Raw genomic sequence first — 13,001 nt, 5'->3', positions numbered from 1 at the left:
AGGGAGTTGCATTGTGACCAACTTGGAAACGGCCCCGTCGCAGGAAGTCTGCCCGGCCGGACATCCCGGGCAAGGACCCTTTGTGCAGCTCTGGCCGGCCCGCGAGGTTCCCCTCGGCGGCGTCCGGGCCATGAATGTCTCCCGCACCCTCCCCCAGCGCGGGATGCCGACGGTAGGAGCCTGGTGTTTCCTCGACAGCTTCGGCCCGGATCGCGTCGCAATGAGCGTCCTTCCCCACCCGCACATGGGATTGCAGACGGTCACCTGGCCCCTCGACGGCGAGGTGCGGCACCGCGACAGCGTCGGCAGCGACGTCGTGGTCCGTCCCGGGCAGTTGAACATCATGACGGCCGGCCGCGGCATTTCGCATTCCGAGTTCGGCGTCCTGCCGCCAGGACTCGACCCGGACGCGCCCGACGGCGGCGCTCTCCTGCCGCTGTCCCGCGGCCTGCAGTTGTGGGTCGCTTTGCCCGACGCCGTACGGCACCGGGCGCCGTCGTTCCAGCAGATCGTGGACCTGCCGGTGGTCGCCGCCGACGGTTTCACGGCGATTGTGCTCGTGGGTGAATTTGCCGGACAACGCTCCCCCGCTATCATGTACAGCCCGATAGTCGGCGTCGAAGTCTCAGCGTCGGGCGCCGTCGAGCTGCCGCTGAATCCCGGTTTCGAGCATGCGGTCCTGGTCCTGGACGGCTCCGCGGTGATCGACGGCCAAGAAGTCGACCCCGGTCCCCTGGCCTTCCTCGGCACGGGCCGGGAATCGCTCCGGCTTGAGGCAGCTCCGGAAACCCGCTTCATGCTCAAGGGCGGCGAACCTCTCGAAGAGGACATCCTGATGTGGTGGAACTTCGTGGGCCGGACGCACGAGGAAGTGGAGCAGGCCCGCGAAGAGTGGGAAGCCCAGGGCCTCCTGAACGACGAGGACGCCCGCAATGCCCGATTCGGCTGGATCCACGGCCACGGGCCCGACGCCGGAGCTGAAGCCGGGCGCATCGCCGCACCGCCCATGCCGGGAGTCCAGCTCAAGCCGAGGTCCCGGAACAGGGCTACTGGCTAACGGTCCCGACACCCAAATGGCGTGGCGACACAGAGCAGGGCTCGGGACTCCGGTCTCCGTCTGTCGCCGGTCTCTCTCCGGGTCCGCTGGCCGTTTGCGCGTCGCCCCTGGGTCCGTGCCCGGCTAAGGAAGCTCCGCGACAATCCGCAGCACGCCGAAAACGGGTTCCTGGTCCAGGACGCGCACATCGGTGATTCCGTGCGCGGCCAGTCCCGCCCGGAATGCGGACTGCAAGGGTTCCACGTTCATCCCGAGCCCGCCGCCAAGAATCACCGGACCGGAGAGGCCCAGTTGCCGGACGGCCTGAGCCGCGAGCTCGGCGAGATCCCGTCCTGCCTGGTCCAGAAGTTGGCGGCTGATCTCGAGCCCCTCGCGGGCAGTCTCGACCACTGCGCTTGCGCGCTGGGCCCAATACCGCCGGTCTGTGTCCTCCGAATGGAAAAGCGCGATGAGTTTGTTTGGATCGTCCACCCCGCAGGATTCCAAAAGGGCCGCTGTGAGGCCATCCGGCTCCAGCCCCTTGTTCATCCTGCGGAGGCTGTGACGCACCGCCTCACGGCCGAGCCAGTAACCGCTGCCCTCATCGCCCAGGAGAAAACCCCAGCCGCCGGCACGGGCTTCTTCCCCCTCGGCGTTCTTACCCCAGGCCGCGGATCCGGTCCCGGCGATGACAGCCACTCCTGTGCTCGCCCGGCCTGCCGCCAGCAGGAGGCGGGAATCGTGGACCACCGTGACCTGGGCGCCGGGGACATGGGGTTCGATCAGCTCGGCGAGGGCGCGGGCATCGGCGTCGGTGTCGATTCCGCCCGCGCCGGCGAGGACGCGGTCAACGTCGCCGCCACCGATCATGGCGAAGAGCTCGGCGAGGTTCCTGGCCGCCGTCTCCCGGCTGACGTTCTGGACGTTGGAGCTGCCGGTGCTTTCGTCGCGGACCGGTTTGCCGTCTTCGAAACGGACGCCGCGGGTCTTCGTGCCACCGATGTCGAGCCCGATGACCGTTACGTCAGGCCGGGGCGTCGTGTTCTCTGCAGTCTCCACGTCCAAAAGCCTAGCGCGGGCCGCTTGGTGCTCCTATTGGCTTCCGGACCGCGCCTGGCTTCCGGACCGCGCCTCGCTTCCGGATCGCGCCCTGACCAGCCCTGCGAGCAGCCCCGGCCCTTCGGAAAGCACGAGTTCGCGGAATCGCCTGACGGGATCAGGCTCCGTGCGCCGATCGCGCCAGGCTATCCCTATCTCCCGGTATGCGAGTTCCGAGTCGAGCGGTACTTCCACCCACCCCAAGTCGGTGGAATCCAGAACCCCTTGGGGTCCCGGACCCAGTCCCCCGGGCGGCAGGATGCTGTACCCCAGGCCGGCGGACACGAGCCCGCGGATGGTGTGCGAATCCTGGCTCTCGAAAGCGACCCGTGGGCGAAAGCCCGCATCCCGGAAGATCGCGTCGGTCAGCGAGCGCAGGCCGAAGCCTGGGCCCATGGAAACGAACGGCTCGTGCTTGAGCTCGGCGAGCCGCACGCTGGGCCGCCGGGCCACTGCATGGCGGTGATGGACCACGAGCCGCAGCGGCTCGCGGTACAGCGCCGCCGAGCCAAGGTTCCTGCCCGGAGCCGCCACGGGTGCCGTCAACGCGAAGTCGGCTTCACCGGCGATGAGTGATTCAAGGCAGGCGGCGCGCGCTCCTTGGCTCAGCTCGAAGGCCGTGGTGGGGTGCCGGTTCCGGAACGCGCTCATGAGGAGTGGCAACGTCGCCTCGCCGAAGGTGTGCTGGAAGGTTACGGCGATTCGACCGCGGACAACGTCGGACTCGTGGCGGACCACGTCGAGTCCCGCCTGGAATTCCGCGAGCGCCGCCTCGATGTAGGGAATCAGCGTCTTCGCGGCAGGGGTCAGTCGGACGCCGCGCCCCTCACGGATCAGGAGCTCGGTTCCGACGACGGCGCTTGCCCGGGCCAGCGCCCGGCTCACCGTCGATTGGGGTACTCCGAGCAGTTCGGCTGTCTCGGTGACATGTTCGGTGCGGCCAAGCTCGGCCAGCAGTGGCAGCAACGGGAGTAATTGGACCAATTGCTTGTGTTCGATGTCCATGCTTGTCCGCTCTCAGATCGACCGCCGTTGTAAATCATCCAAATCTGCTATCAATCCTAAATAACTAATGCATTGGAGTCATCACTTAGGCTCGCCCTACTGTGGAAAGGTGAGTACAAGCGCAGCATCCCCGAGCCCTGCCGAGTCCGACTGGGAAGGCCACCTGAAAGGCTCCACCGCTTACCGGCGGATCCTCGCCGGCCTGGCCCTCGCCGGGGTGGCCACCTTCGCGCAGCTGTACTCCACCCAGGCTGTCTTGCCGCTCATGGCGAACGAACTGCACATCACGGCCGCAGGGGCGGCGCTCACCATCTCCTTGGCGACGGTAGGCCTCGCGGCAACGGTGCTGCCTTGGTCTTTCGTTGCCGACAAGATCGGCCGCGTGCGTGCGATGGCCATCGGAATCGCGGCCGCCACCGTCCTGGGCCTGCTCGTCCCCCTCGCTCCCACTTTCCCCCTTGTCCTCGCCTTGAGGGCATTGGAGGGCATGGCCCTCGGCGGTATTCCGGCGATCGCGATCGCCTACTTGAATGAAGAAGTCAACAAAGTGCACGCTGCGCTGGCCGCCGGCAGCTACGTCGCCGGCACCACCCTCGGCGGACTGGCCGGCCGCTTGCTCGCGGGACCCATCGGTGAATTGTGGGGTTGGCGGGCCGCGGCCTTCGCAGTCTCCGTCCTGGCGACAGTGTCTGCCGCCCTGTTCCTGCTGCTGGTCCCGAAGCCGCAACGCTTCACGCCCCGTTCCGCCGGAGGTTTCCGCGGAGCCATGAAGACGCTGGCGGGCCATTCTTCCAATCCGCGGCTGCTGGCCCTCTACGTTCAAGCGTTCCTGTTGATGGGTGGATTCGTGGCTGTCTACAACTACCTCGGATTCCGACTCCACGCCGCGCCCTTCGGACTTCCCGCCACGGTCGTCAGCCTGATTTTCCTGGCCTATTTGTCGGGAACCGTGAGCTCCCGCTGGGGAGCCGGTTTGTCCATGCGATTCGGCCGCCGCACGGTCCTGCTCGCCGGGATAGCGACCATGACAGCCGGCCTTGGACTCACCCTGTGGGACAACATCGCCGCCGTCCTGGCCGGCTTGGTGGTCTTCACCGGCGGTTTTTTCGCCGCGCACAGCATCGGTGCAGGTTGGACCGGGACCATCGCGACGAGCGGCCGCGCGCAAGCAGCGTCCTTGTACAACCTCTCCTACTACCTGGGTTCCAGCATCATCGGCTGGGCCGGAGGACTCGCCTTCCAGGCTTTCGGCTGGGCGGCGCTCGCCTTGACGGTCATGGCACTGGCGTGCACGACGGCGGTGACCACCGCCGTCGTGCACCGGTCCCCGGCGCGCCAGGTCGCCGTCGTCGGCTCCTCCGCGTGACCGTGCGCGCGCCGCACGGCACGGCGGATCAGCCGCGGGACTGAGCTATCCCTAGGCTGCTTGCTTCGGTTCGGACGCCCGGGGGATGTCCGCGCCGGTCCGTCCCGGAAGCGTGGGTTCCGCCAGCAGGGTGCGCGCATGGAGCACATCCCCGATAAACCAGTCGTAGATCAGCACACCGATCACTCCACCGACGAGGGGGCCGACGATCGGGATCCAGAAATACCAACTGAACGCCCCGTCTACAGTGCCCGGCATCGCCGTCTGGCCCCATCCGGCGAGCCACGCAAACAACCGCGGTCCGAAGTCACGGGCAGGGTTGATCGCGTAGCCGGCGTTCGCGCCCACGGACATGCCGATCGCCGCCACGGCCAGCCCGATCATGAACGGACCCAGGTTCGCCTGTACGGCGGTATTGCGCATGTCGATGATCGCCACGACGAACAAAACGAGGAAAGCCGTGCCAACAACCTGATCCACCAGCGGCCCCACGGGATTCCCGTTGAAGTACGGTGCCGGGAACGTGGCGAAAATGGAGTAGGTGGCCAGGCCCTTCGGATCCCCGCGCCCGGTGCCGACAGCCTTGTTATAGGCGTCGATGGCATCGTGGTAGAGCAGGTACACCAGCGCGGCACCGGCGAACGCGCCGACAATCTGGGCAAGGATATAGGGGCCCACCTTCTTCCACGGAAACTTCCGCCGCACCGCGAAAGCGAGCGTCACGGCCGGATTGATGTGGGCCCCGCTGACCCCGCCGCCGACGTAGATTGCCATCGTTACGGCGATGGCCCATCCCCACGTGATCAACAACCAGTCGCCGGCGGCCATGAAGATCGTGGTCGACGTCGCGGCCCGTCCCGAGCCGGGCAACGCGGCAACCGCCATGGCCACGACGCCGTCGCCGAAAGCGATCAGGACAAACGTGCCGAGGAACTCGGCGAGGAGTTCACCCCAAGTACCACCCAGTTGCTTGAGGCCACTTCCCTTGCGGACTGCATTCCTTAGTGGACTGACATCACTCATTCCGAGTGCCTCCTTGAGTCATCCGATTCACCTTTGGAAATTGACAACCCCAGTAATTTCATGGTAATGCGAACGACTCAAGGTAACCAGTCGATTGCCTTGGGTAACCAAGACTCAGGGCAGCTCCGGGATCCGGGACACGCTAACGGGTGGACTCGATAGCCTGGACCAGGTCCTCGATGATGTCGGCCGGATCTTCCAAGCCGATGGAAAGCCTCAGCATGCGCGCCTGGGGCTTGGCCTCCGGGGCCACCGGGCGATGGGTCAGTCCGGCGGGGTGTTGGATCAGAGTGTCGATGCCGCCCAGCGACACCGCGTGCGTGATGAGGCGGACGGCGCCGGGAATGCGTTCCGCATGCTCGGCCGATTCGAGGTCGAAAGCCATCAATGAGCCCGGGCCGCTCATCTGCGTGCCCACCAAGTGCAGGGGATCGCACTCGGGAAGCCCCGGGTAATAGACCTTGGCGACCAGTTCGTGGCTCGTGAGCACAGCCGCGATCTTGTGGGCATGGTCCTGCTGGGCTCGCACCCGGATGGGAAGGGTCGCCAGGCCCCGGTGCAACAAGTACGCGGGCCACGGAGTCAGGATGCCGCCGGTCACGGCACGGACCCGGCGCAGCCGCGTGGCCCACTCCGCGCTCGTTGCCACGACACCGCCCATGGCATCGCCGTGGCCGCCCAGGAATTTCGTGGCACTGTGGAGCACCATCGCGACGCCGTGCTTGAGCGGTTGCTGGAGGATCGGCGTCGCGAACGTATTGTCCACAAGGACCGGAACGTCTCCCGCGTCGGACACGAGGCGGTTCAGGTCCACGAGGTCCAGGCTCGGGTTCGCGGGGGTCTCCACCACCACCAGGCCGGTGTCCGGACGAAGGGCATCCCGCACGCCGTCGGCGTTGACGAACGTGACTTGATTGCCAAGCAGGCCGCTGGCCAGCACGTGGTCCGTGCCACCGTAGAGGGGCCGCACCGCAACCACGTGCGTCTTGCCTTCCGATTGGGCGGCGAGCAGCACCGCGCTGAACGCGGCCATGCCTGAGGCAAAACCGACGGATTGCGCTGCGCCTTCGAGCGCCGCTACGCCGTCTTCGAACCTGGCTACCGTAGGATTCCAGAGACGCTGGTACACGGTGCTTTGACCGTCGAGGGGCACGCCGCCCGTGGCCATCTGCTCGTACGCGAGGCCGCCGTCGTGGACTGAAGGCAAAGGCGCAGTGGTTGAAAGGTCGATGGGAACGGCGTGCACGCCCTGTTCCGTGAGCCCTGTCCGGCCCGCGTGGACTGCGAGTGTGTCTATGGCTGTCACAGTTCTCCTTGAATTATTCACCGTTGAACTCGGTTAGTATCTGGCAATAATTCGGATATTGACAGTGCAAATGAATGGATTGTGCGGAAATTGGCCTCTATGATGAACAGAAAGCACTTTCAGGAGGATCCGTGAGCACCACCCCGAAGAACGTTCGGCCCGTCGGCATCAGCGAGCCTTTGGATGCGATCGACGAACGCATCCTGGCGGCATTGGTTGACGATGCCCGGATCTCCAACAAGCAGCTCGCCGAACTGGTCGGAATCGCACCGTCGACGGCGCTCATGCGCACCCGGTCGCTTTCCGAACGCGGCATCATCGAGGGTTTCGAAGCCGTCCTGAGCCTTCCGGCAATCGGGCGTTCGGTCCAGGCCCTGATCGCCGTGCGCCTCCGCGCCCATGACCGCGACCAGATTGACCGCTTCACAGCCCGGGTTCCCGCGCTCCCCGCAGTGATCTCCACGTTCCACACCTCGGGCTCCGTGGACTACCTTCTGCATATCGCGGTTGCCAACACCGACGACCTTCGCGACTGGGTCCTGGACAACCTCGCGACGGACCCCGTGGTGGGCCACACCGAAACCACCTTGGTCTTTGCCCACATCCAGGGCAACCACGGTCCGCTGCCGGAATAGCAGCCGGCTTGGACCCGGCGTGGATGAGATCGGCTCAGTGACGTGGCTCGAGTCCCGAGTGTGCGGCCCCCAGTGCGTCCCGGCGCAATTCACCGAGTTCCTGCCGGCGCGTGAACGCCGCTCGCTTCATGGCCAGCTCGGCCGGAGGGATGTACCGCCTACGCTCGGCCCACGAGACCAGGCTGGTTCCGATACCGGCGGCTGCCGACTCCAACATGGAGGGCCGGCGGTAAGTGCCGCATGATGCGGTGGCAGTGCTCATGATTCTTTCCCTTCGGTGTCTGCTGCCTGCGACTTTGCGTCGCGGGATTTCTTGTCCCCGGCCCACGCCGGGACGCCCAGGATCGGGAATGCGTTGAAGTGGATCTGCACGGGGCGGGCATCGTCCGCCTCGGGTTCGCTCCTGATTTCTTCCAGGAGCTTGCGGGCGAAGGCTTCCATGGAACGGGAGTAACGGGCGAGCTGCTCGGCTGACATCCGGGCGTTGGCGGTGTTGACGATGGCTGCGTCAAGCCAATCTTCGTCCAGGGAGTCCATCCCGTGTGCCATGAAGTCGGCGAGGACTGCTTGCCTGCTCCGTTCAAACTCCCGGGTTACCAGCCGCGATGCCTCCTGCGTTGCCGGTGAATGAGCCAACTCGGGCGAGGTGATCTGGATGGCTCCCCTGGGCCGCTCCCACCACCGCTCCCGCGCAGTCCCCTTGCCTTGCACCTCTTGGACGAAGTCGAATTTGGCAAGTTGCCGCAAGTGGTAGCTCGTGGCGCCACTGGATTCATCGAGGAGCTCGGCCAGGCTGCAGGCAGTCTGCGGCCCATAACGGGACAGCATCTCGAGAATTTGAACGCGCAACGGGTGCGCGAGCGCTTTGAGGGACGCCGTATCGACCTTGCGGACGGGGAATTCCTGCTCTGGGGCCTTGTCCATGTCGGAAACGCTACTCTTGCAAAGAAACCTTTGCAAGCATTTCTTTGCAAATCAATCTTTGCGAACTTGGCTATGCGGGATTAACTGCCGCTCAGCCCTTCCGGAGCACCCTGCGGAGGGACAGGACAGCGAGCACGGCAGCTGCCAGCCCGCACACCACGGTGAAATAGCTGGCAGCGGCGCTCAAGCCGATGACCGAGGCGGCCAGACCCAGCCCGATGACCGGCACGGCACTGCCAAGGTAGGTGATGACATAGACGGTGCTGATGATCTGCGCATGCCGGGACGCCTCCACCTTGCTGGCAACGTCATTGAACACGAGCCGGAAGGCGATCCCCTGCCCGACCCCGGCGGACAGACTCGCCGCCACCAGCAGCACCGGACTGGACAAAGAAGCCGCCACGCCGACCAGCACAATGGAGACTCCCAGGACGGCCAGTCCAGCGGGGACGGCGAACCGGCCGCGGACTGTCAGCAATTGGCTGAGAGCGGACGCCCCGAGCGTGAGTCCGGCCAGCAGCCCGGTCATGGGGCGGGAATCGGCGTGCACGACGACGGCGAAGTAGCCGGGCGCAAGCGAAAGGCAGAATCCGAACACGGCAAAGCTGAGGAATCCCACGCTGGAGGCCAGCCAAAAGGCTCCCCTGGCTTCCCGCGAAACGGAGGGTCGCCGCGGGGCAAGCACGGTGTAGGGACGCGGGCCTTCGGCAGGCCGAATCGCCGGACGAGCCTTGAGGAGCCACAGTGGGATCAGCAGAAGAAGCAGGACGGCAGCGTGGATGAAGAACGGCGTTGAGGTAGCGCCCGGGAGCAGCGAGAGCAATCCGCCGATGGCGGGACCCGCGGCCACACCTCCGGAGGACGACAGCAAGGTGAAGCGCGAAGCCCACTCCGGCCGGGACGGAAGCAATTCACGCAAAGCCGCTGAGCTCGCTCCGGTGGCAAGGCCGACGGCGACGCCTTGGAGCATCCGGCCGGCCGAGAGCATCAGGAGATTGTCCGCGTTGGCGAAAACCAGGCCGCCGGCCAAGCCCACGAGGACAGCCAGCACCAGTGCCGCACGCCTGCCGATGTGGTCCGACCAGTGGCCGGCGAGCATCAGCACAGCGACGAGTGCCAGGACGTAGCTTGCAAAGGCAATTGTCACCCCGAGTGAGGTGATCCCCAGTTCCGCCTGAAGCAACGGATAAAGCGGACTCGCCAAGTTGGCACCGACCAGGAGCGTGAACATGACGGCGCCGGCCAAAACCAGCCGCGCCGTGGTGGAAGCATCCCAGCCCCAGCGCCCGGCGGTGGCCTGGCGCATGCGGAGTTCGCTAAAGACCGTCATTTCCGTGCCTTTGCCTCAGCGGCCGTCACGGAACCTGGCTTTGTGGGCCGGGACTATGCGGCCCAAAATATTTGATGGCAACAGGATGTCGCAAACCTGCTGGATAGATCAGATCTCCATGAAACAATTGATCAGAACAGTCAAAATTGATGTTTGTCGATGACTAAAAATGATCCGGAGTGATGATTTGAACAGCCTCGATCCGACGGACCTGAAGATCCTGCTCGAGTTGATCCGTGATCCCCGGGTACAGATCGGCGAACTTAGCGAGTCCCTGGGGATTGCACGCAACACCGCCCAATCGAGGATGCGCCGCCTGGTCCGCTCGGGCGTACTGAACGACGGCGGCCGCGAGGTCGACCTCGAAAAGGTGGGGTACGACGTCGTCGGCTTCGTGACGCTGGAGGTGACCCACCGGGAACTCGACGGGGTCATCGGAGCCCTCCGCCGCATCCCCCAGGTCCTTGAGGTGCATGAAATTTCAGGGCGGGGCGATCTCCTGTGCCGGGTGGTGGCCACCGACACGCACAACCTGCAAACCGCGCTTCGCTCCATCCTCAGAACCAAAGGCGTCATTCGCACGGAAACGGTCCTTGCCCTGCACACCCATATCCCCTACCGGACAGAACCTCTCATCGGCAGGCTCGTGGGCGCGGCAGAAACGGCCGGGGCTACCAAACGGGCGAAAACGCAAGTTTCCCCTGATTCGCCGGTCAGCCAAGCCGACTAGGATTCCAGAATGGATTGGCTCTCTTCTCTTCCGCACATCAACTGGCTGGCCATACTCCTGGCATTCTTCTCAAGCATGGTCATCGGATTTGTCTGGTACATGCCGGCGGTCCTCGGCAGACGATGGATGCAGGCCATCGGCAAGACCGAAGAAGACCTCAAGAAGATCGACGGCGGGGCTGGAATCTGGATCCCCATGATGGTTGCCGCAGCACTCACGAGCATTCTGCTGGCCGTCCTCATCGGAAAGCTGGGCGTGCATGGCAGCTTGGCCTGCGGCTTCTTCGCGCTGGTAATTGCTGTCGTCTTCCGCGTGGGCGGCCACGTCATCCACAACGGTTTCGCGGGCAGGCCGTCCCCCGTGACCCTCATCGACTCCGGCCACGACATCGTGGCCATGACCGCCGCCGGGTCAATCATCGGGGCGTTGCAGTAGCGGAGGAGAATAACCTCGTGACCATCATTGACAATGCCGTCTATGTAAACGGTATCCGGACCGCGACTCCGGAAAGCCTTGAGCAAAGCGTCGAAACACTGGCCGCGCACGGCGGAATGGTGTGGATTGGACTGTACCGGCCGGACGAGACGGAAATGGCGGCAGTGGCTGCCGAGTTCGGCCTCCACCTGCTCGCCGTCGAGGACGCCGTCAATGCCCACCAGCGGCCCAAGCTGGAACGGTACGACAACAACCTCTTCACGGTCCTCCGGCCGGCCAGATACGTGGACGCTACGGAGACCGTGGAGTTCGGTGAACTTCATATCTTCACGGGGAAGAACTTCGTAGTCACGGTCCGGCACGCTGAAACACCCGGGGTGGCCCAGGTCCGTCGCGATCTGGAACAACAACCCGAGCTGCTGCGCCATGGTCCCGAGGCCGTCCTGTACGCATTGTTGGACCAGGTGGTGGACGACTACGGCCCCGTGATCTCCGGGTTGGAAAACGACATCGACGAGATCGAGGACCAGCTCTTCGGCGGCGATCCCCTGGTTTCGCGGCGCATCTACGAACTCGCCCGGGAGGTCATCCAGTTCCAGCGCGCGATCAACCCGCTCCCCGAAATGATGGCCGCCCTGAAGCGCGGGTTCGAGAAATACCGGGTCGACATCGAACTGCAACGCAAACTCCGCGACGTGGAAGACCACGTCGAGCAGGTAATTTCCCGGGCAAACGGGTTCCGCGACCTGCTCCAAAACGCCCTGACCCTCGACGGGACCCTGACCGCGAACCGGCAAAACGAGGCGAGCGCGGCACAAAACGAACAAACGAAGAAGATCTCCTCGTGGGCCGCGATCTTCTTCGCACCCGCATTCGTGACCGGGCTCTACGGCATGAACTTCGATGTTATGCCTGAACTCCATTGGCCGCTCGGCTATCCCATGGCACTCGGCATGATGGTTCTCGCGGGCTTTGTCATGTGGGTCATCTTCAAGCGGAAGAACTGGCTCTAGTGGCTCCCGGGCAGGATGGCTTCAGCAGGGGCAGGATCATTACCCCCGGAACGCCGGCGCAGCTGGGAGCTTTCGGTTTGTTCCCGCCGTCGAAATCGCAAGAGAGGATCCTCACGCCCACAACGCAACGACTCACCGTCAAAGCGGCCGACGACATGCTCTGGGTTGGTTTCGCGGAATTGTGCGGAGGCATCATGTCGACGGCGGACTACCTCGCCTTGGCGGAGGACTACGAAACCTGGGTGATCGACGGCATACCCTCGCCCACGTTCGAGTCGGCTGCCGGGTCCGCATCGGCCTGGCAACGGTTCAGCGATGTGGTGGATGTCCTCTACGACCGGGGCATCACGCTGTTCCTGGTCGGACACGGCCGCTTGGACTGGGACTTAGCCGGTGATCCGGCCCGGGACCCGGCGCATCCGAGTGGCTCCCGGCAGACAAGCGCCCAGACCGTTGACATGGCCAGAATCGCGAGCCGCCTGTCGCTCCTGGGCCGGGTGGAAGCCCCGGAGCCTTTTGAAGAAGTAGAGGCCGGGGGCAGCTGAAGGCCGTTCCCCGGAGGAGTCCGGCTCTTAAATGCGCCGCCCCTCCTGGACTTAAGCCCAGGAGGGGCGGCAGCGTGGCAGCTGGAGGCTAGACGCGTGACCTGCCGCGGACGAAGTGGAAGATCAGAACGATCACAGCGACGACCAGAAGGATGTGAATGAGGCCTCCGCCGATGCCGCCGAGCAGGCCGAGAAGCCAGAGAACGGCGATAATGATGGCTATCCAAAGCAACATGTGAATCTCCCTTGTTTGTTTGCGTGCCCTGGCCGGCGGCCTGGGGCATTCATTAGTAAGCATACTTACTATTGAGTGTAAGTAAAGGTGGATGGTGGGTAAGTGCGGTTTTGACGGTCCATGCGTGCTGCGCAGTCACGGACTTCCGAGGCGGTGCGAACGGCCCGCTGCCATGCGCTTGAGCCTGCTTCCTCGAACCTAGGTAGGAACTTATCTACAATGTAGACTTTACGCGTAGACTCTAAAGTAAGCAAGCTTATTTTCCCGGCAAGAGCCGCGATGAAACGATCAGATCAGGACGGAACCCCATGCCTCCCCCA

At 64.6% G+C, this 13,001-nt stretch carries 15 protein-coding genes; 7 read left to right on the top strand and 8 right to left on the bottom strand.

Annotated elements, in window-relative coordinates; translation table 11 throughout:
- The first annotated feature begins 13 nt into the window (after positions 1–13).
- Positions 14–1,057, top strand: a complete 1,044-nt coding sequence (locus BMF89_RS16995; protein ID WP_078108256.1) for a pirin family protein — start codon at positions 14–16, stop codon at positions 1,055–1,057.
- A gap of 123 nt (positions 1,058–1,180) precedes the next feature.
- Here the strand turns inward: BMF89_RS16995 and BMF89_RS16990 are convergent, their stop codons facing one another.
- Together BMF89_RS16990 and BMF89_RS16985 are read right to left on the bottom strand one after the other, a co-directional pair.
- Complete coding sequence (locus BMF89_RS16990; RefSeq protein WP_253190871.1) at positions 1,181–2,095, bottom strand: BadF/BadG/BcrA/BcrD ATPase family protein; 915 nt, start codon at positions 2,093–2,095, stop codon at positions 1,181–1,183.
- Between the two features lie 33 nt (positions 2,096–2,128).
- Positions 2,129–3,139, bottom strand: a complete 1,011-nt coding sequence (locus tag BMF89_RS16985; RefSeq protein WP_078108254.1) for a LysR substrate-binding domain-containing protein — start codon at positions 3,137–3,139, stop codon at positions 2,129–2,131.
- Positions 3,140–3,248: 109 nt separating this feature from the next.
- Here BMF89_RS16985 and BMF89_RS16980 point away from each other — a divergent pair, with 109 nt between their 5' ends.
- A complete protein-coding gene (locus tag BMF89_RS16980; protein ID WP_253190870.1) occupies positions 3,249–4,505 on the top strand; it encodes an MFS transporter in 1,257 nt (418 codons plus the stop codon).
- 51 nt (positions 4,506–4,556) lie between these two features.
- On the opposite strand, the gene BMF89_RS16975 is transcribed toward BMF89_RS16980, so the two are convergent.
- Both BMF89_RS16975 and BMF89_RS16970 read right to left on the bottom strand, forming a co-directional pair.
- On the bottom strand, positions 4,557–5,528 hold the full coding sequence (locus tag BMF89_RS16975) for an MIP family channel protein (protein WP_078108252.1): 972 nt from the start codon (positions 5,526–5,528) through the stop codon (positions 4,557–4,559).
- 142 nt (positions 5,529–5,670) lie between these two features.
- Positions 5,671–6,834 (bottom strand): PLP-dependent aspartate aminotransferase family protein, encoded by a 1,164-nt coding sequence (locus tag BMF89_RS16970; protein ID WP_078108251.1) that lies wholly within the window; start codon positions 6,832–6,834, stop codon positions 5,671–5,673.
- A gap of 131 nt (positions 6,835–6,965) precedes the next feature.
- On the opposite strand from BMF89_RS16970, the gene BMF89_RS16965 reads away from it, so the two are divergent.
- Positions 6,966–7,469 carry an Lrp/AsnC family transcriptional regulator gene (locus tag BMF89_RS16965; protein WP_078108298.1) on the top strand — a complete coding sequence of 168 codons (504 nt, stop codon included), beginning with the start codon at positions 6,966–6,968 and terminating at the stop codon, positions 7,467–7,469.
- Between the two features lie 34 nt (positions 7,470–7,503).
- Here the strand turns inward: BMF89_RS16965 and BMF89_RS16960 are convergent, their stop codons facing one another.
- From BMF89_RS16960 to BMF89_RS16950, 3 genes are all read right to left on the bottom strand, one after another.
- Positions 7,504–7,731, bottom strand: coding sequence for a hypothetical protein (locus BMF89_RS16960; RefSeq protein WP_078108250.1), 228 nt, complete (start codon positions 7,729–7,731; stop codon positions 7,504–7,506).
- Positions 7,728–8,393, bottom strand: coding sequence for a winged helix-turn-helix domain-containing protein (locus tag BMF89_RS16955; protein ID WP_078108249.1), 666 nt, complete (start codon positions 8,391–8,393; stop codon positions 7,728–7,730). The genes BMF89_RS16960 and BMF89_RS16955 overlap by 4 nt, the downstream gene beginning before the upstream one ends.
- 91 nt (positions 8,394–8,484) lie before the next feature.
- Entirely contained in the window at positions 8,485–9,723 is a 1,239-nt protein-coding gene (locus BMF89_RS16950) for an MFS transporter (protein ID WP_078108248.1), read from the bottom strand.
- Between the two features lie 169 nt (positions 9,724–9,892).
- Between BMF89_RS16950 and BMF89_RS16945 the strand changes: the two genes are divergently transcribed.
- The 4 genes from BMF89_RS16945 to zapE are packed head-to-tail and all read left to right on the top strand — an operon-like array spanning position 9,893 to position 12,446.
- Positions 9,893–10,453: an Lrp/AsnC family transcriptional regulator gene (locus tag BMF89_RS16945; RefSeq protein WP_078108247.1), complete on the top strand. Its 561-nt coding sequence runs from the start codon at positions 9,893–9,895 to the stop codon at positions 10,451–10,453.
- Between the two features lie 9 nt (positions 10,454–10,462).
- Complete coding sequence (locus BMF89_RS16940; protein WP_078108246.1) at positions 10,463–10,888, top strand: DUF1761 domain-containing protein; 426 nt, start codon at positions 10,463–10,465, stop codon at positions 10,886–10,888.
- A 17-nt stretch (positions 10,889–10,905) separates the two neighbouring features.
- Entirely contained in the window at positions 10,906–11,901 is a 996-nt protein-coding gene (gene corA / locus BMF89_RS16935; protein ID WP_078108245.1) for a magnesium/cobalt transporter CorA, read from the top strand.
- Positions 11,901–12,446, top strand: coding sequence for an AFG1/ZapE family ATPase (gene zapE, locus BMF89_RS16930; protein ID WP_253190869.1), 546 nt, complete (start codon positions 11,901–11,903; stop codon positions 12,444–12,446). The genes corA and zapE overlap by 1 nt, the downstream gene beginning before the upstream one ends.
- 88 nt (positions 12,447–12,534) lie before the next feature.
- Here zapE and BMF89_RS21750 read toward each other — a convergent pair whose 3' ends face one another.
- Positions 12,535–12,681 (bottom strand): lmo0937 family membrane protein, encoded by a 147-nt coding sequence (locus BMF89_RS21750; RefSeq protein ID WP_139359721.1) that lies wholly within the window; start codon positions 12,679–12,681, stop codon positions 12,535–12,537.
- Positions 12,682–13,001: the final 320 nt, after the last annotated feature.

This window comes from Arthrobacter sp. SRS-W-1-2016 (assembly GCF_002009585.1).
Classification (GTDB): domain Bacteria; phylum Actinomycetota; class Actinomycetes; order Actinomycetales; family Micrococcaceae; genus Arthrobacter; species Arthrobacter bambusae_A.
Note: the sequence above shows the minus strand (reverse complement) of the source record. Positions and strands in the feature narration are given on the sequence as shown.

What these genes read in the sequence shown, in the direction of transcription:
- BMF89_RS16985 (WP_078108254.1), bottom strand. Translation starts at nt 3,139, where the DNA reads ATGGACATCGAACACAAGCAATTGGTCCAATTACTCCCGTTGCTGCCA.
- BMF89_RS16975 (WP_078108252.1), bottom strand. Translation starts at nt 5,528, where the DNA reads ATGAGTGATGTCAGTCCACTAAGGAATGCAGTCCGCAAGGGAAGTGGC.
- BMF89_RS16960 (WP_078108250.1), bottom strand. Translation starts at nt 7,731, where the DNA reads ATGAGCACTGCCACCGCATCATGCGGCACTTACCGCCGGCCCTCCATG.
- BMF89_RS16955 (WP_078108249.1), bottom strand. Translation starts at nt 8,393, where the DNA reads ATGGACAAGGCCCCAGAGCAGGAATTCCCCGTCCGCAAGGTCGATACG.
- BMF89_RS16950 (WP_078108248.1), bottom strand. Translation starts at nt 9,723, where the DNA reads ATGACGGTCTTTAGCGAACTCCGCATGCGCCAGGCCACCGCCGGGCGC.
- BMF89_RS16945 (WP_078108247.1), top strand. Translation starts at nt 9,893, where the DNA reads ATGATCCGGAGTGATGATTTGAACAGCCTCGATCCGACGGACCTGAAG.
- BMF89_RS16940 (WP_078108246.1), top strand. Translation starts at nt 10,463, where the DNA reads ATGGATTGGCTCTCTTCTCTTCCGCACATCAACTGGCTGGCCATACTC.
- BMF89_RS21750 (WP_139359721.1), bottom strand. Translation starts at nt 12,681, where the DNA reads ATGTTGCTTTGGATAGCCATCATTATCGCCGTTCTCTGGCTTCTCGGC.